Annotated in this window: 13 protein-coding genes; 5 read left to right on the top strand and 8 right to left on the bottom strand. The window is 70.1% G+C overall.

Translation table 11 applies throughout. The features are described from left to right. Positions 1 to 10: 10 nt before the first annotated feature. Genes meaB through K8640_RS28510 form a run of 3 tightly spaced genes read right to left on the bottom strand, consistent with a single transcriptional unit; the run spans position 11 to position 5,042 of the window. Positions 11 to 994, bottom strand: a complete 984-nt coding sequence (meaB, locus tag K8640_RS28520) for a methylmalonyl Co-A mutase-associated GTPase MeaB (RefSeq protein ID WP_223749941.1) — start codon at positions 992 to 994, stop codon at positions 11 to 13. After that, positions 991 to 3,180 carry a methylmalonyl-CoA mutase gene (gene scpA / locus K8640_RS28515; protein WP_223749940.1) on the bottom strand — a complete coding sequence of 730 codons (2,190 nt, stop codon included), beginning with the start codon at positions 3,178 to 3,180 and terminating at the stop codon, positions 991 to 993. The genes meaB and scpA overlap by 4 nt, the downstream gene beginning before the upstream one ends. After that, positions 3,180 to 5,042: a methylmalonyl-CoA mutase family protein gene (locus K8640_RS28510; protein ID WP_223749939.1), complete on the bottom strand. Its 1,863-nt coding sequence runs from the start codon at positions 5,040 to 5,042 to the stop codon at positions 3,180 to 3,182. The genes scpA and K8640_RS28510 overlap by 1 nt, the downstream gene beginning before the upstream one ends. Before the next feature lie 238 nt (positions 5,043 to 5,280). On the opposite strand from K8640_RS28510, the gene K8640_RS28505 reads away from it, so the two are divergent. Both K8640_RS28505 and K8640_RS28500 read left to right on the top strand, forming a co-directional pair. Then, the gene (locus tag K8640_RS28505) at positions 5,281 to 6,381 is read left to right on the top strand and encodes an ankyrin repeat domain-containing protein (protein ID WP_223749938.1); all 1,101 of its coding nucleotides are present in this window, start codon (positions 5,281 to 5,283) and stop codon (positions 6,379 to 6,381) included. A gap of 58 nt (positions 6,382 to 6,439) precedes the next feature. Beyond that, positions 6,440 to 6,973 carry a DUF2378 family protein gene (locus tag K8640_RS28500; protein WP_223749937.1) on the top strand — a complete coding sequence of 178 codons (534 nt, stop codon included), beginning with the start codon at positions 6,440 to 6,442 and terminating at the stop codon, positions 6,971 to 6,973. 21 nt (positions 6,974 to 6,994) lie between these two features. Here K8640_RS28500 and K8640_RS28495 read toward each other — a convergent pair whose 3' ends face one another. Both K8640_RS28495 and K8640_RS28490 read right to left on the bottom strand, forming a co-directional pair. Further along, positions 6,995 to 10,597 carry a M1 family aminopeptidase gene (locus tag K8640_RS28495; protein WP_223749936.1) on the bottom strand — a complete coding sequence of 1,201 codons (3,603 nt, stop codon included), beginning with the start codon at positions 10,595 to 10,597 and terminating at the stop codon, positions 6,995 to 6,997. 1 nt (position 10,598) lies between these two features. Beyond that, positions 10,599 to 11,480 carry an ABC transporter ATP-binding protein gene (locus tag K8640_RS28490; protein ID WP_223749935.1) on the bottom strand — a complete coding sequence of 294 codons (882 nt, stop codon included), beginning with the start codon at positions 11,478 to 11,480 and terminating at the stop codon, positions 10,599 to 10,601. A 39-nt stretch (positions 11,481 to 11,519) separates the two neighbouring features. Here K8640_RS28490 and K8640_RS28485 point away from each other — a divergent pair, with 39 nt between their 5' ends. Next, positions 11,520 to 12,761 (top strand): cellulase family glycosylhydrolase, encoded by a 1,242-nt coding sequence (locus tag K8640_RS28485; RefSeq protein ID WP_223749934.1) that lies wholly within the window; start codon positions 11,520 to 11,522, stop codon positions 12,759 to 12,761. A gap of 69 nt (positions 12,762 to 12,830) precedes the next feature. Here K8640_RS28485 and K8640_RS28480 read toward each other — a convergent pair whose 3' ends face one another. The 3 genes from K8640_RS28480 to K8640_RS28470 all read right to left on the bottom strand — a co-directional run bounded on the left by K8640_RS28480 (position 12,831) and on the right by K8640_RS28470 (position 15,500). Beyond that, positions 12,831 to 13,616 (bottom strand): response regulator transcription factor, encoded by a 786-nt coding sequence (locus K8640_RS28480; protein WP_223749933.1) that lies wholly within the window; start codon positions 13,614 to 13,616, stop codon positions 12,831 to 12,833. Then, positions 13,613 to 14,896 carry a sensor histidine kinase gene (locus tag K8640_RS28475; RefSeq protein WP_046713561.1) on the bottom strand — a complete coding sequence of 428 codons (1,284 nt, stop codon included), beginning with the start codon at positions 14,894 to 14,896 and terminating at the stop codon, positions 13,613 to 13,615. The genes K8640_RS28480 and K8640_RS28475 overlap by 4 nt, the downstream gene beginning before the upstream one ends. A gap of 106 nt (positions 14,897 to 15,002) precedes the next feature. After that, the gene (locus K8640_RS28470) at positions 15,003 to 15,500 is read right to left on the bottom strand and encodes a hypothetical protein (RefSeq protein ID WP_223749932.1); all 498 of its coding nucleotides are present in this window, start codon (positions 15,498 to 15,500) and stop codon (positions 15,003 to 15,005) included. Between the two features lie 99 nt (positions 15,501 to 15,599). On the opposite strand from K8640_RS28470, the gene K8640_RS28465 reads away from it, so the two are divergent. Both K8640_RS28465 and K8640_RS28460 read left to right on the top strand, forming a co-directional pair. Then, positions 15,600 to 16,367, top strand: a complete 768-nt coding sequence (locus K8640_RS28465; protein ID WP_223749931.1) for a HesA/MoeB/ThiF family protein — start codon at positions 15,600 to 15,602, stop codon at positions 16,365 to 16,367. 288 nt (positions 16,368 to 16,655) lie between these two features. Next, positions 16,656 to 16,895, top strand: a complete 240-nt coding sequence (locus K8640_RS28460; RefSeq protein WP_223749930.1) for a sulfurtransferase TusA family protein — start codon at positions 16,656 to 16,658, stop codon at positions 16,893 to 16,895. Positions 16,896 to 16,901 lie beyond the last annotated feature (6 nt).

Raw genomic sequence — 16,901 nt, 5'->3', positions numbered from 1 at the left:
ACGCGGACTGTCAAGCCCTCGATGTCGGGAGGAAGGATTCCAGCACCCGCAGTGCGGCGGACGTCGGCGTGGCGCGTCCCTCGCGGACCTCCGCCTCCAGCACCGGCACCAGGGCGGCCACCGTGGGGTTCGCATGCAGGGCCGCTCGCAGACCGTCCTGCACCATGGACCACATCCAGCCCACCTGCTGCGCGCGCCGTCGCTGCTCCAGTGTCCCGGAGGCCACGCGCTTGCCCACCTGCGCCTCCAGCGCTTCCCACAGCTTGCCGATGCCCTGGCCCTCCAGCGCGCTGCACGTGGTGACCACGGGCTCGTTGCCCGGACGCATCAGGTGGAGCGCGGCGCGCAGCTCGGAGCGGGCCCGCTCGGCCCTCGGCAGGTTGTCGCCGTCCGCCTTGTTGATGGCGAGCATGTCCGCCACCTCGAGGATGCCGCGCTTGATGCCCTGCAGCTCGTCGCCCGCGCCCGCGAGCATCAGCACCAGGTAGAAGTCCACCATGTCGGCGACCACCGTCTCCGACTGGCCCACGCCCACCGTCTCCACCAGCACCACGTCGAAGCCCGCCGCCTCGCACAACAGCAGCGTCTCCCGCGTCTTGCGCGCGACCCCGCCCAGCGTGCCGCTGGACGGACTGGGGCGGATGTACGCGGCCGCCTCGCGCGACAGCCGGGCCATGCGCGTCTTGTCGCCCAGGATGCTGCCGCCGGAGATGGTGCTCGACGGGTCGATGGCGAGCACCGCCACGCGCCGTCCCGCCCCCACCAGGTGCATCCCCAGCGCGTCGATGAAGGTGCTCTTGCCCACGCCGGGCACACCGCTGATACCGATGCGCCGGCTGCCGCCCGTGAAGGGGAGCAGCCGGGTGAGGACCTCCTGCGCGAGCGCCTGGTGGCGCGGATGTCCGCTCTCCACCAGGGTGATGGCGCGCGCGAGCACGGAGCGGTCCGCCGAGCGGACGCCGTCCACGTAGGCGTCCACCGTCAGCTGCTTCACGCCTCCTCCTGCGCCGCCGTCAGCTTCTCCAGCAGCTCCAGGGCCGCCTTCGAGATGACCGTGCCAGGGCCGAAGATGGCGGCGGCGCCCGCGGCGCGCAGCTCGTCGTAGTCCTGCGCGGGGATGACGCCGCCCACGACGACCATGATGTCCTCGCGGCCCAGCTCGCTCAACGCGCGCTTGAGCTGCGGCACCAGCGTCAGGTGTCCGGCCGCCAGCGAGCTGGCCCCCACCACGTGCACGTCGTTCTCCACGGCCTGGCGCGCGGACTCCTCGGGCGTCTGGAACAGCGGGCCGATGTCCACGTCGAAGCCCAGGTCCGCGAACGCGGTGGCGATGACCTTCTGTCCTCGGTCATGCCCGTCCTGGCCCATCTTCGCGATGAGGATGCGAGGCCGGCGGCCGAAGCGCGCGAGGAACGCGTCCGCCGCGGCGCGGGCCTCGGTGATGCCCTGGGCGTCCTTGCCCGCTTCGCTCGAGTACACGCCGGACACGCTCCTCACCGTGGCTTCGTAGCGCCCGAAGACCTTCTCGAGCGCGTCGCTGATCTCTCCCACCGTCGCCTTCGCGCGCGCCGCGTCGATGGCGAGCGCCAGGAGATTCCCCTCGTTGCGCCGGCCCGCCTCGGTGAGCGCCTCCAGCTTGCGGCGAACGTCGTCCGCGTTGCGCTCCGCGCGCAGCTCCTTGAGCCGGGCGATCTGCGCCTCGCGCACCGCGGAGTTGTCCACCTTGAGGATCTCGATGTTGTCGGGACGCTCGGGCGGGTACTTGTTCACGCCGATGATGGCCTGACGGCCGGAGTCGATGCGCGCCTGCGTGCGGGCCGCGGCCTCCTCGATGCGCAGCTTGGGCAGCCCCGCCTCGATGGCCTTCGTCATGCCGCCCAGCGCCTCGACCTCCTGGATGTGGCCCCACGCCTTCTGCGCCAGCTCGTGCGTGAGCCGCTCCACGTAGTAGCTGCCGCCCCACGGGTCGATGACGCGCGTGGTGCCGCTCTCCAGTTGGAGATACAGCTGCGTGTTGCGGGCGATGCGCGCGCTGAAGTCCGTGGGGAGGGCGATGGCCTCGTCGAGCGAGTTGGTGTGCAGGCTCTGCGTGTGGCCCTGCGTCGCGGCCATGGCCTCCACGCACGTGCGCACCACGTTGTTGAACACGTCCTGCGCGGTGAGGCTCCAGCCGGAGGTCTGCGAGTGCGTGCGCAGCGCCAGGCTCTTGTCGCTCTTGGGGCTGAAGCCCTTGATGAGCCGGGCCCAGATCATCCGGGCCGCGCGCATCTTCGCCACCTCCATGAAGAAGTTCATGCCGATGGCCCAGAAGAACGACAGGCGCGGCGCGAACGCGTCCACGCCCAGTCCCGCCGCGAGCCCCGCGCGCACGTACTCCACACCGTCCGCCAGGGTGTAGCCGAGCTCCAGGTCCTGCGTCGCTCCGGCCTCCTGCATGTGGTAGCCGCTGATGCTGATGCTGTTGAATCGCGGCATCTTCTCCGCGGTGAAGCGGAAGATGTCGCCGATGATGCGCATCGACGGGCCCGGCGGGTAGATGTACGTGTTGCGGACCATGAACTCCTTGAGGATGTCGTTCTGGATGGTCCCGCTGAGCTGCTCCGGCTTGACGCCCTGCTCCTCGGCCGCCACCACGTAGAGCGCCAGGATGGGCAGCACCGCGCCGTTCATCGTCATCGACACGCTCATCTGATCGAGCGGGATGCGGTCGAACAGGATGCGCATGTCCTTGATGGAGTCGATGGCCACGCCCGCCATGCCCACGTCACCGGCGACGCGCGGATGGTCGCTGTCGTAGCCCCGGTGCGTGGCCAGGTCGAAGGCGATGGACAAACCCTTCTGTCCGGCCGCGAGGTTGCGGCGGTAGAAGGCGTTGGACGCCTCGGCCGTGGAGAAGCCCGCGTACTGGCGCACCGTCCACGGCTGCTGCACGTACATGGTGGAGTAGGGGCCGCGCACGAAGGGCGGCAGGCCCGGCAGCGAGCCCAGGTGCTCGACGTCCGCCAGGTCCTCGGGCGTGTACACCGCCTTGACGGGGATGCCCTCGGGCGTGTCCCAGTGCTCGGCGTCCTTCAGCGTGGCGCGGGCCTTCTCGCGCTGCGCCTCGAGCGCGGCGGCGGTCGACTGGGTCTCCGGCGCATCGAAGGCGATGCCGGAGAAGTTCGGGACGTGGGGACTCATCAGGCCACTCCGAGCTGCGCGTGCAGCGAGTTCAGGAGCGCGAACAGGTCCGCTCCCGCGAAGATGAACAGGTCCACGCCGGCCGCGCGGAAGGCGGCTTCGTGCTCACCAGGGCGTCCCGCCACCGCCACCGTGCGCGCGCCCTTCGCCTTCAGCGCCGCCGTCAGCGCGGGCACCCACTCGGGATACATTGCGTCCGGACCGGAGATGACCGCGAGCGTCGCGCCCGACTCGGCGAAGGCCGTCACCACCGCCGCCGGGTCCGCGAAGCCGTGCTTCTCCTTCGACTCGATGCCGCCGGCCGCCAGCGCGTTGACCACCCACGTGGAGCGCGCCGTGTGATCGGCCACCGTGCCCAGGCTCGCCAGGAACGCGGTGGGCCGCTGTCCGTGGGCCGCGACGTACCGGTCGCTCGCGTCACGCAAGGACTCGAAGGGCTCCGCGATGCGCGTGGGCTTCAGTCCCTCGCTGCTCGCGACGGTGCTCCGCGTCCGGGCCTCGCGGCGCACGGGCGCCTCGCCCAGGAAGGGGAACTCGCTCACGCCCACGATGGGCTGCTTGCGGCTGCGCACGGCCTTCTCACGCGCGGCCCGCGTCTCCGCGAGCACCTTCGCGATGTCGCCCTGGGCCAGCGCCTTCTCCAGGCCGCCGAGCGATTCGATGCGCTGCAGCTCCGTCCACGCCGCGCGCGCCAGCTCCGAGGTGAGCTGCTCCAGGTAGTAGCTGCCGCCCGCGGGGTCCGCGACGCGGTTGAGGCTCGACTCGTCGCGCAGGATGAGCTGCGTGTTGCGCGCGAGCCTGCGCGCGCCCTCGTCCGGCGTGCCGAGCGGCTCGTCGAACGGGGAGGTGCTGACACTGTCCGCGCCCGCGACCACGGCGGCGAAGGACTCGGCCGTGGCGCGCAGGATGTTCACCCACGGGTCTCTCTGCGTCTTCGTGCCGAGGGCGGTGCGCGCGTGCAGCCGCATCGCCTGCGCCTCGGGCGAGCCACCCGAAGCGGCCACGACCTTGGCCCACAACAGCCGCGCGGCGCGCAGCTTGGCGATCTCCGGGAAGAACTGGCCGCCGACGGACAGCGCGAACTGCACCGAGCGCGCCGCCACGTCCACCGCCACGCCCGCGCGCTCCATTCCGCGCAGGTACTCCACACCCGTGGCCATGGCCCACGCCAGCTCGTGCACCGACGTGGCCCCCGCGTCCGCGTAGGCCCGCGTCGACACCAGCAGCACCCGCAGCTCCGGCGCGCTCTGGGCCCGCGACGTGACGAGCGGCGCGGCCTCAGCGAGCACCGCCGCCACGCCCTCCGGCAGCGCGCCGGTGCGAGCGAGGATGCCCAAGGGGTCGATGCCCAGCGAGCCGCTCGGCTTGACGCCCGCCTTGTCGGCCACGGCCAGCAGCAGGGACGCCGTGGCGAGCGGCGCCGAGTCCGGCTCCAGGTGCACGGGAGTCCGGTCCAGCGGCACGTGGGCCAGCAGTCGGGCCAGCGTGGCCTCGTCCCTCACCGGGATGCCATGGGCCTCGCCCAGGCAGAGCCAGACTCCCTGGGTGCCTCGCTCCAGGTCCGTGCGGAGGGCCTCGGCGGCGAGCGTGACGTCCGGCTCGGAGTACTCCTGGCACAGCAGCCAGCCACCCTCGGTGTGGCCCAGGGGCTGGGTGCCCCGGACATAGGGGGCGACGCCTGGCGGCTGTGGCGCGGCCGTGTCCGCCTGCGCGTAGAGGGGCTGGAGCGCCAGTCCACCTTCCAGCGGCGACTGGAGCACCGTGAAGGGCTTGCCCTTCAGGTCCTTGTCCACCAGCCGGCGCCACTCCTCGAGAGTGCGGGCCGGGAACTCGGCGGCGATGTGAAGAGGCACCTGCGACATGCTGTGTCCTCGCGGGGGGATGTGGCCGATGACAGGGCGGCCGTCCCCGTCCCATAGGCGCAAAAACGCGCCCGTTCAATGGCGGCGAGCGGGGGAGGGCCTTGTTGGCATCGCCCCGGCCGCCGGGGTGTCAACAAGCCGGGAGTCATGGGCCGGTGGGACGCCGGGCGGACAGGGGTTGCTTTCACCCGCGAGGCGCGAGAAGGCTGACCCGGACGATCCACCGGGTGCGCACGCCATGACGCAGCAACAGTACGAGTTCCTGAACCTCATCAGGAAGGTCCGAAGCCACAACTTCATCGAAGACCACATCCGGCCCTGGGACCCGGCTGACTACGAGCAGCGACTGGCGAAGGAGCAGGCGGAGAACGAGGTCACGCTCGAGGAGATCCGTCAGGTGCTCGCCTCGGGGCTGAGCCTGGACTTCGCGGACCAGAACCACCACACGCCGCTCCTGACCGCCGTCACGCAGAACAACGTGGCGCTCATCCAACTGCTCATGGCCCACGGCGCGGACATTCGCGTGGCCCATGGCAACGAGATGCCGCTGCACCGCGCGGCGGAGTTCGGCGCGGACCGCGTCGTGCGCTTCATCATCGACCAGGGCGTGGACCCGCGGACCCCTTCACCGTTCGGCAGCAGCGCGCTGCGCATCGCCCGGAGCTCGCGTCACAGCCGCAGTGTCCCGGCCATGCTGGTGCAACTGCTGCTGCCCACCAAGGACCAGCGTCCGCCGCCCCCCAAGAAGCTCAAGGGTCTCTCCGAGGAGAAGGTGATGAAGTACCTCTCCAGCGAGCCGCCCGCGGGTGTCAGCGCAGCGTCCTGGGAGATGCTCCGCGGCATCATGGACGCCGTCTTCGTGGAGGCCCACGCCGTCTCGTTGGCCGAGCTCTACGAGGGCATCGAGTCCCGCTCCTCCATGAACCCCGACCTGGTCTTCGCCGCCATCGGCCTCATCCAGGCCGTCAGCGCCGAGGCGCCCAAGAACAAGTCGGTGAAGAAGCTCTCCAAGGACTCCCATGCCCACCACGGAGACCTGGAGCTCAACGGTCCGCTCACCGTGAAGTCGCTCCTGGTGACGGGCAGCCTGACGGTGAAGGGCAAGGCCGCCAACCCTGTCGGAGCCTCGCTGTTCGTCGGGGGCTCCTTCCAGTGCGAGACCTTCCACACCGAGGGGCCCGTCATCATCGGCGGCGACCTGGACGCCTCCCTCGTCGAGGCGAGGAACAACGACTACGCGCTCGAGGTCCGGGGCACCCTGCGCACCGCGAAGCTCGTGGTGAAACAGCATGTCGTCAAGGCGGGGCATTTCGAGGTCCAGGAGCGCGTTGACTCCTAGTGCTTGAACCAACGCGTCATGACCGGATGATGCGATTGCCCCTAGGGTGACGGCCCGAATGCCGACCGAAGTCAAAGTCCAGTCCACGTTGTTCGAGTCGCTGATTCGCTGCATGAACCCCGACTCGGCCCAGCGCGCCGAGCTCCTCGCGGCGGGCTACGACGTGGAGAAGCCCCGCGCCACCTATCCCGCGTCCGTTTTCGCCGCGTGTCAGGCCGTGGCGCTGCGCACGACGTACGCGGGGCTCGCGCCGAAGGCCGCTCAGCGGGAGCTGGGGCGAGACCTGGTGCGCAAGTACTTCGACACGCTGGTGGGCCGCGTGGTGGGCATGGCGCTGAAGGTGGCGGGACCCGAGCGGGCGATGAAGCGCGTGGCGCTCAGCTTCAGCTCGGTGATGGAGCCGGTGGACATCACGGTGGAGAACCTGGGTCCGCAGGTCTGGCGCGCGAAGTTCCGCGGCTACGTCTTCCCCGCCGAGGCCGCCGCGGGCACGTGTGAGGTCGCGCTGAAGCAGGCAGGCGCCTCCACGGCCACCGTGGAGGTGGAGCGCTACGAGGGCACCGAGGGCTTCGACCTGCGTCTTCGCTGGTGAAGCCCCCGGGGCACTCCGGGCTCAGGGCTGGGGCGTGCCCAGCGCCACGGCCGCGCCCTCCGTGGGCTCCGTCACGTTGTCCTGTGACGTGCGGTCGATGAGCTTGTTGAGCGGATCGATACCGACCTCCACGGGCTTCACCGGCACCGTGAAGCTCAGCTCGGATTCACCCGGGCCCACCTGGCGCTTCTCCAGGAACACCGCGTTGCCGTCCTCGTCGAGCGCGCCCACGTCCATCCAGTCGGAGAACTTCAGCTCCGTCTGCTCGCCCTTGTCGTCGCTGCGGTACTTCTTCGCGATGACCTTGAGCGTGACGTCCCAGGCGCCCTGCGCGTTCTGCCGCATCGTCGCGGACACCGCCCGGTTGTCGTACAGGGTGATGGTCTCGAAGAGGTCCTCGAGCAGGTACTGGTACTCCGGCGGCGTCTCCTCGCGCAGGAAGCCGATCAGCTCCGCGGAGCCCGTGTACGGAGGCCCCTGGAAGCGGACCTTCTCCACGTAGCGCTTCAACGCGCGGTTGACGCGCTCCTCGCCGATGAAGTCCTGCAGCGCGTACATGGCGAGGCTGCCCTTCTGGTAGTGGATGTACGGCTGGTTCTCCACCCGCGACAGGGGCACCTCCTTCTTGCGCTCCATCGCGCGGCCCATCAGGTAGCTGTCCAGCTCGAACTTGAGGAAGCGCTTCATCTTCGTCGCGCCGAAGCGGTGCTTCATCACCATCAGCGCGGCGTACTGCGCCATCGTCTCCGACGTCATCGTGGCACCCTGCGCGCGCCCGCCCACCACCTGGTGCGCCCACCACTGATGGGCGATCTCATGCGCGGTGATGTAGTACGGGTAGTCGACGTCGTCCGGGCTGCCGTCGCGCACGCGGGCGATGAAGCCCACCGCCTCCGAGTACGGAATCGTGTTGGGGAACGACTGCGCGAAGCTCCCGTAGCGGGGGAACTCCAGGATGCGCGCCTGGCGGTGCTGGTACGGCCCGAAGTTCTCCGAGCAGTACGCCAGCGCGTCCTTCATGCCGCGCATCATCCGGTCCAGCACGTACGTGTGCGTGGGGTGGTGGTAGATCTCCAGCGCCACGCCCTTCCACGTGTCGCGCATCACCTCGTAGCGCGCGGACAGCACCGAGTAGAACTTCAGGATGGGCTGGTCCATCTTGTAGCGGAAGAAGCGCCGGTCCCCCACGGTCCACTCCTTCTCCAGGTAGCCCGGGGCGATGGCGATCTGGTCCGGCGACGTGCTCACCGTGGCCTGGAAGGAGACGAAGTCCGCGTCGGGCGTGATGTAGTTGTTCGCCAGCGCCTTCGGGTCATCCCGGTCCGGCAGCCGCTCCTTGGGCGCGAGCCCGTACTCCTTGCGGTCCTTGTCCTCGGACAGCTCCGAGTCCTCCTGGTAGCCGAGCGTCGGCAGGTTGCCGCTGTTGAAGAAGGTGCCGTTGCTCACGATGTCCGTGCGCGCTGCCCCGTGCTTCAGGCGCTTCGCGTGGAACTCCAGGTCGAAGACCAGCTCGGCCTCCGCGCCCGGGGCCAGCGGCGTGGGCAGCTCCAGGACGAACAGGCCCAGCTCCCGGTCCGTGGGCTCCGTGCGCTCGGCGCCCGCGAGGCTCAGCTTGCGCACGCGCACGTCGGTGGGCATGTCGAGCAGCACCTTGGTGATGGGCTCCTGCGTCTTGTTGCGCAGCCGGTAGGTGCCGAGCGCCTCCAGCCGCTGCTCCTCCGGATGGATGTGGAACGTCACGTCCACGTCCGTCACGCGCGGGTGGGGCAGGGCGAGGAAGGACTTGTACTCCTTCTCATAGCGGGCCCGCGCGCGCTCCATGTCCTTCTCGGTGACGAACGGGTTGACCACGCGGGTCTGGTACGTGATGAAGCCGCCCAGCCCCAGGAACGCCAGCAGCGCCACGCTGGCGCCGGCCGTCCACGCCCAGCTCTGTCGGGCCCGCGCCTCGCGCAGCCGCTCCTTCCACCGCGTGGTGCGTCCCCGCACGATGAGCAGGTAGCCCACCGCGACGAGCAGCACCGCGAGCGCGTACCAGTACAGGCGGAACCACACGAGGTTGGACACGAAGTGGCCGTAGCCGTTCATGTCCGAGTACAGCACGCCCGTGTCCGAGCCGTAGCGCACCAGCCGGTCCTCCACGCCGAACAGGCCCAGCGCGGCCTGCGAGGCGAAGTGGATGACCATGACCAGGTACGCCAGGTACTTCTGGTGGATGAGCACCTGCGCGAAGAAGGCCAGCACGCACAGGAGCACCTCGTGCGTGAAGTCCACCAGGACGATGTCCGTGAAGTACAGGCCCCATTCAATCTGGAAGAAGCCCCGGCTCACCTGCGTGATGAGCACCGCGAGCGCGACCACCACCTTGAGCGAGAGCACCACGAGCAGCAGCGCGCCGAGCTTGGACGCATAGCCCACCCACGTCGGGGCCCGCGTCGCGTCCACGATGTCGCCCAGGCCCGCGTCGCGCTCCTTCCACACCAGCTCACCGGCGTAGAAGGTGAGGGTGATGAGCACGAAGGGCTTGAAGGTGCCCGTCGCCACCTCCAGCGCCTGCCACGTCACGGGCCACGTCGAGGTGCCGTAGAGCTGCTTGGACACCAGCGCGCCCAGCGTGACGAAGATGAGCCCCGCCACCACGAAGGACCAGTACACCGGCGAGCGCAGCACGTCCCGGAAGGCCAGCCACGCGGACGCCGCGGCCGTGCGCGCCCAGCTGCCAAAGGTCGGCGCGGCGCGCGTGGTGGGGATGCCCACGGGCGCCTGGGGCGCCTCCTCCGAATTCGCCGCGCGGCCACCGCGGTGCTCCTCCACCTCGGGCCGGAAGCGCAGCACCGTGAGGCCCAACAGCAGCGCGCCCACGGTGGACCACAACAGCCGGTTGACGAGCAGCACCCCGCTGAACGGAATCAGGTCGCGGTTGCGCTCCGCGGGGGTCCAGTAGCGCGTCACGTTGTCGACGGTGATGAACCCGAACGGGTCCAGGATGGAGCCCAGCGGCCGGTTGGCCACGTCCGACATGGCGGAGCTGAGCGCCAGGTAGCCCAGCACCAGCACGACGACGCCCACGTACACGGGGGCCATGCGGCGCGTGAGCGCGGCCAGTGAGAAGAACACCGTGCCCGCGAAGAACAGCGTGGGCCACACGCCCACCACGTACGGCCACAGGTAGGCGAGGGACTGGTGGGGCGCCAGCTGGGTCTTGTCGATGAGCCACACGACGCCGGCGCCCACCAGCAGGCCCGGGATGATGGACAACATCAGCACCGCGCTGAAGACGAACGCGCCGAGGAAGCGGCCCAGCAGATACGGCACCTTCTTCACGTTCTTCGTGAAGATGAGCATCCACGTGCCGTGGCCGAAGTCCTGGTATGCGGCCTGGCCGAAGACGGCCGCCACCATGAGGAGGGCGAACAGGCCCAGCACGGTGATGAAGTTGAAGAGCGTGTACGGGCTGTTGGCCAGCACGCGCTCGGCGCCGGAGCTGGCGCTGATGTTCCTGAAGACGCCGCCGGTCGCCAGCATCAACAACAGGCCGGCGCCGGCGAGCACCGCCGCGTACACCCAGGTCGAGATCATCTTGACCCGGCGACGCAGCTCGAAGGTCACGAGTGCGCTGAACATGTCACGCCGCCTTCGACGCGCCGGACAGCGCGTGGAAGTAGACGTCCTCCAGGTCGGGGCTCGCCGCCTCGAAGCCCTCGGGCGCGCTCGGGGCGTGCACGTGCACCAGCCGCTGGCCCGCCACGCGCCGCACGGCGATGACCTCCATCTGCTTCGACAGCGCGTCGAGCTCCTCCTGGCTCGTGACGAAGCGCTTCCACACCCGGCCTCGCAGCTGGTCCACCAGCTTCAGCGGGTGGCCGCTCGCCACCACGCGGCCCTGCGCCAGCACGGCCATGTCCTGACAGAGGTCCGCCACGTCCGACACGATGTGCGTGGACAGCAGCACCACCACGTCCGAGCTGATCTCCGCCAGCAGGTTGTGGAAGCGGAAGCGCTCGGCGGGGTCCAGGCCCGCGGTGGGCTCGTCGACGATGAGCAGCTTGGGGTCTCCGAGCAGCGCCTGGGCGATGCCGAAGCGCTGCTTCATGCCGCCGGAGAAGCCGCCGAGCCTGCGGTCGCGGTGCTCCCACAGGTTCACCTTGGTGAGCAGCGCCTTCACCGCGTCGTGGCGCGCGCGCCGCTGGGCCAGGCCCTTGAGCTGCGCCAGGTGGTCCAGCATGTCCCAGGCCGTCACCTTCGGGTATACGCCGAAGTCCTGCGGCAGGAAGCCGAGCACGTCGCGCAGCCGGTCCTTGTCACGTCGCACGTCGATGCCGTCGAAGGTCATCGTCCCACCGTCCACGTCCTGCAGCGTGGCGATGGAGCGCATGAGCGTCGACTTTCCAGCGCCGTTGGGCCCCAGCAGCCCGAACATCCCGCGCGGGATGGTGAGGGTGACGTCGTTCAACGCACGCGTACCGTTGGGGTACGTCTTGGACACGCCTTCGAGTCGGAGCTCCATGTCGGGCATCAACCTAGCCCATCCGTTACCATGGGCTCCATGTCTTCACGGCGCTGGCTCCTGTGTCTCACGCCCCTCTTCCTGCTGTGCGCGTGTGGCGAGGGAGAGCCCGTGATGCTCGAGGCCGCGGCGGCCGACTGTGGGAGCGCTCCACCGCAGCGACTGGGGCGGCTGCCCGCGACGAGCATGGTGCTCAACGCCTACTTCCTCCAGGAGGAGGCCGCGCGCGATGTGCGCCGGGGCCTGTCCGACTCACCCATCGTCGAGGAGGTGTTCGCCAAGGCCGCCGCGATGGGCGTCGTGGCGCTCCGGACCAACGGGCACAACGAGGCGCCGGAGAAGGTGGGGGACAGCACCATCCAGGTCGCGCCGCTCCAATACGACGAGGTCGCCCTGCGAGGGCTGGACCGCGTGCTCGCCCGGGCCCGGGTGCATGGGGTCCGGCTGGTGCTCACGCTGGGCAACTACTGGGATGCCTATGGCGGCACGCGCCAGTACGTGAGCTGGGCGGGGCTGCCGAACCCGGTGCAGGGGGACCCGCGCTTCTTCACCGAGCCCGTCGTCCGGGCGCTCTACAAGGAGCACCTGGCGCGGACGTTGGAGCGGGTGAACACCGAGGACGGCATCCGCTACGGCGACCATCCGGCGGTGCTGGCGTGGGAGCTGCTCAACGAGCCTCGGGGGCGGGGGCTGGATGCGCGCGGCGAGAAGCTGCGCGCGTGGGTCGACGAGATGGCGCGCGAGGTGAAGTCGCGAGCCCCGGGGCACCTGGTGGGCACGGGCGAGGAGGGCTTCGAGCCCTCATCGGAAGGGTACGACGGCGCCTACTGGTCCCGCGTGGGGACGACGATGCTGCGCACGCCGGGCTCCAGCTTCACGCGCAACACGGCGTCGCCGTACATCGACTTCGCGTCGGTGCACTTCTATCCGGAGTCGTGGGGGCTGGATGTCGCGGGCACGGCGGAGGCGGGGGCCCGGTGGATTCGCGAGCACGCGGCCATCGCGCACGGCCTGGGCAAGCCGCTGCTGGTGGGGGAGCTGGGCCTGCGCAACGCGGGGGATCTGGATTTGTCCCAGCGTCGCGCGCTGTATCGCGGCTGGCTGGAGTGCATGCGCGGCGTGGGCGTGGGCGGCGGCGCGCTGTGGATGTTCGCCAACGACGCCCGACCCGACGCGTGGGATGACCACACCTTCTACTTCCGCGACGGCACCTCGCCCGATGACCCGGTGAACCGCTACGCGGACCTGGTCATCGAGGCCGCGGGTTCGACGAGGCCCTGACGCACGAAGGCCCGGCGCGGCGCGCTTCGCGCCACTCCGGGCCACGGGCCACGGTGGATTCGCGACGGCTCAGACGGAGATGAGGCCCTTGCGGATGCCCTCGGTGACGGCCTCGACGCGGTTGGTCACCTCGAGCTTCCGGTAGATGTGCTCCAGGTGCGTGCGGATGGTGGCCTTGCTGAGGTTGAGGAGCCGGGCGGCCTCGCTATTGGAGACGCCCTTGGCGATGAGCTGGAGGATCTCGCGCTCGCGGTCCGACAGGGGCTTGAGCAGCGGCTCCTCGGCGGAGGCGCTCTCGGCGGGCGTGGGCGCGGGGGCCTCCGGACGCGGGGCGGCGGGGGCGGCGGCCAGCGGCTCGGAGGGGACGGGCGTGGCGTCCGGCTCCACGCGGAAGTGCCGCAGGAGCCTGCGGGCCAGGTTGGGCTGGATGACGGTGCCCCCCGCGCGGACCTCCTTGATGGCCTCGATGATCTTGTCGACCGGAGAGCCCTTGAGCATGTAGCCGGAGGCGCCCGCCTTCACGGCCTCCAGCACTTTGTCCTCCTCGTCGAAGATGGTGAAGATGAGGATCTCCATCTTCGGGTAGACGGCCTTGATCTCCCGCGTGACGTCGATGCCGCTCATGCGCGGCAGGCCGAGGTCGAGCAGCAGCACGTCCGGCATCAGCCGGGGCACGTCCTCCAGCGCGGCCTCGCCGGACAGCGCGGTGCCGACGATGTCGATCTCCGGGTGGCCCTCGAAGAGGCGCAGCTGGTTCTTGAGGATCTTGGTCTGGTCCTCGACGACGAACACGCGGATGGGCGGCTGCGCGGGAGTGGAGGGAGGCTGCGGGGCGTCCACGGGGGCTCCGGTCATGTCGGGGGGCAGGGAAGGGAGAAGGCCACCTGGGCGCCCGAGCCGGGTGACGAATCGACGATGAGCTGACCACCGAGCTTCATGGCGCGCTCGCGCATGTTGAGCAGGCCGTAGTGGCCCCGCGGCGTGTGCTTCGGGTCGAAGCCCTTGCCGTCATCCTGGACGATGAGGTGCACGCGGTCCTCGCCGTAGTCGAGCTTCACCTGCACGAGCTTCGGCTCGGCGTGCTTCACCGCGTTGGAGAGGCACTCCTGCAGGATGCGGAAGAGGGCCAGCTGCACGTCGGGGGACAGCTTGCGCTGCGCGCCCGTGCGCTCGAAGCGGATGGGCAGGCCCGTGCGCTCCTGGAACGTCTTGGCGTAGTCCTCCAGGCCCTGCGACAGCTCGAAGTCCTCGCGCATCATCCGCAGGTTGCGCCGCAGCTCGTCGATGGACTCCTCCGCGGTGGCCTTCAGCTCGCGGATCTCCTCGCGCAGCCCGTCCTCGCGCGCGAGGTTCAGGATGTACTCGGCCTGGATGATCATCGAGGAGAGCGACGCGCCCAGGCCGTCGTGGATCTCCCGCGCCAGGCGGTTGCGCTCCTCGACGACGGCCAGCTCCTTGAGGTCCCCCTGGAGCGCGACGACTTCACGGTGGGCCGCGGCCTCGCGCTCGTTCAGGTACACGAGCACGTAGACGATGATGAAGTTGAGCGCCAGGTACCAGAGCAGCGTGAGCAGCTCCACGGCCGTCACGTTGCGGTTGAGCAGCAGGTCCAGCCGCGTGGTGATCGGCAGCGCGAGCAGCGGCGGGAGGATGGCGAGCGGCTTGGGGTAGAGGATGGAGAACAGCGTGGTGAAGAGCAACTGGGTGGCGAGCAGCGGGCTCTGCAGACCGCCGCCCACCTGGGGCTTGGCGATGAGGACCACCAGGATGACCAGGTCCAGGCACAGCGTGGTGTACGTCACCCAGCGGCCGGCCTTGGGGTGGTCGATGACCAGCAGGTTCGCGACGCTGTAGAGCAGCATCGTGAAGTAGCCCAGGAAGGAGAGCGCGCCGGTGAGGCCGAAGTAGCCGCTCCACGTGGGCACCGCCAGGATGAGCAGTCCCAGCGTGAGGAACATCATGCGGGCATAGAAGAGGGCGCGGGCCCGGGCGACGAACCGGTCCTGCTCCCAGGACGCGGTGGCCTGCTCCGTGGAGACGCTGTCCGTCAGCTTGCGGCGCGAGAGGACCTCGCGCACGCGCGCGCGCAGGTCATTGGCCGGGGTCTCCTCGCCCAGGGCGAGATTCGAATCCATTGGGCCGGCAGCTTACGAGAGCCGCCGGGTGTGCGGGAATCCCTGGGGTGGTCCGTTCACCTTCTCGGCGAGCGAGAAGGCGGACGGGTGTCCCCGCGCGCCTCCGTCATCGGGAGGATGGCTGCATGCAGACCTTGCGGGCCTCGGGCCTGCTCCGGAAGATGAACTCCAGCCGGTCCGTGGACTCGCCGGTGCGCTCGTCGAAGAGGGGCGTGCCGCCCGCGTACATCGTGCCCTCCTTGTTGCCGTACGGGTCCAGGTTCTGCTTCTTCAGCCAGCGGTCCACGCACGCCTCGAGCGCGGCGCGGCGGGACTCGGGAGCCCCCGCGTCCTTGAGGTTCGTCCCCTCGGCCGGGGTGGAGGCGTCGGGGGACCCGGCGACGAGCGTGCCGGAGTCCGTCCCGATCTTCTCGGCGCCCGCGACGGGGGGCTCGAGGGTGGAGCCGCTGTCGACGAGCTTCGTCGCCTCGGCGGGGGCCGTGGCCTCGGCGGAGGGCTGGGTCGCCGCATCCGCGGGGCCGGCGGTCTCGCCGGTGTTCTTGTGGCACCCGAGCATGAGCAACAGGGTGGTGGAAAAGACGAGCACGCCGGTCAGGTTTTTCATATGTGTGGCAGCTGGTAGGGGCGCCTGCGCCCAACGGTCGCCTGATGCGACGCAGGGGTCCGCACGTTATTCGCATCCGCCTTCGCGGAGCAGCATTCGATGCACGGCCCAGAAGAACACCACCATCCCCGCATTCCCCACGCGTCCCGGATTGAGCGCGCGAGGGTGCTCGTCGTGGGAGCAGGCGGGCTCGGCTGCCCCGTCTCCCTGGCGCTCGCCCAGGCCGGTGTCGGCCACCTGACGCTGGCGGAGCCAGACCGCGTGGACGTGACGAACCTGCCCCGACAGCTGTGGCACCGCGCCGAGGACGTGGGCCGCAACAAGGCGGAGTCCGCCGCGGCGGGGCTCTCCCGGGCGTTTCCCGGGCTGAGCACGGAGGTGCTGCCCGAGCGCGTGGACGCGGACAACGCGGAGGGCCTGTTCCGCTCGCACGACGCGGTCATCGACGCGACCGATGGCGTGGCGACGAAGTTCTTCCTCTCGGACGTGGCGGTGCTGACCGGCGTGCCGCTCGTGTACGGCGGCGTGCTGCGGATGCAGGGGCAGGCGATGCGCGTGGAGCCGGGAGGCCCGTGCCTGCGCTGTCTCTACGAGGCTCCGCCTCCGCCGGACTCGGTGCCCACGTGTGCGCAGGCGGGGGTGCTCGGCTCGCTGGCGGGGCTGGTGGGCTCGGTGCAGGCGCTGCTCGTGCTGGAGCTGCTGGCGGGCGCGGCGCGGCGGGTACCGGGTGAGACGGCGCTGCATGTGCTGGACGGGCGGACGATGCTGGGGCGCGTGACGCGGGTGACTCGCGCGGAGGAGTGCCCGGGCTGTCAGGTCACCGCCGTTCCGAGCTTCCCGGACGAGGCCTCGGCATGCGCGCGATGAGTCGGTGCGGCGCGGGGGCGATGGGGCGCGTGGTTGGATTCGAGGCGAAGGTGGAGGCGTGTCCGAGCCTGGCGTACGCGAAAGGTGCGCGGGAGAGGACACGTTCGCGGCTGGCTGGGAGGTGGTCGGACCAGGACACGCGTCGCGGTGGAGCGACGGTGTCTCGTTCCTGGCCCCGAGTGAACGGCTGCTCGAGGCGACGTTCCATGCACCCTCGTGCAGTCGGTGACGCGTCGACGCCGCGGGAAGGCGCTGGCGCTCGTGCCCTCACGGAGTCGGGGCACTCGCATGGGTGACACGACGGCGACGCTGGACATCACGCGCGAGGTCTGTCCGATGACCTACGTGCGCACGAAGCTGCGGCTGGAGTCCCTCGAGCCGGGCGCGCTGCTGGAGGTCCTCCTCCGAGGCGCCGAGCCGCTGAAGAACGTCCCCCGCAGCGCGCGGGAAGAGGGGCACGAGGTGGTGTCACTCGAGGCTCGCGACGACGGGACGCATCGGCTGGTGCTGCGCAAGCAGGGAAGGTGAGTGGTT

Source organism: Myxococcus sp. XM-1-1-1 (genome assembly GCF_020037095.1).
Taxonomy (GTDB): Bacteria; Myxococcota; Myxococcia; order Myxococcales; family Myxococcaceae; genus Myxococcus; species Myxococcus fulvus.
This window is presented reverse-complemented; position numbering and strand designations above follow the sequence as displayed.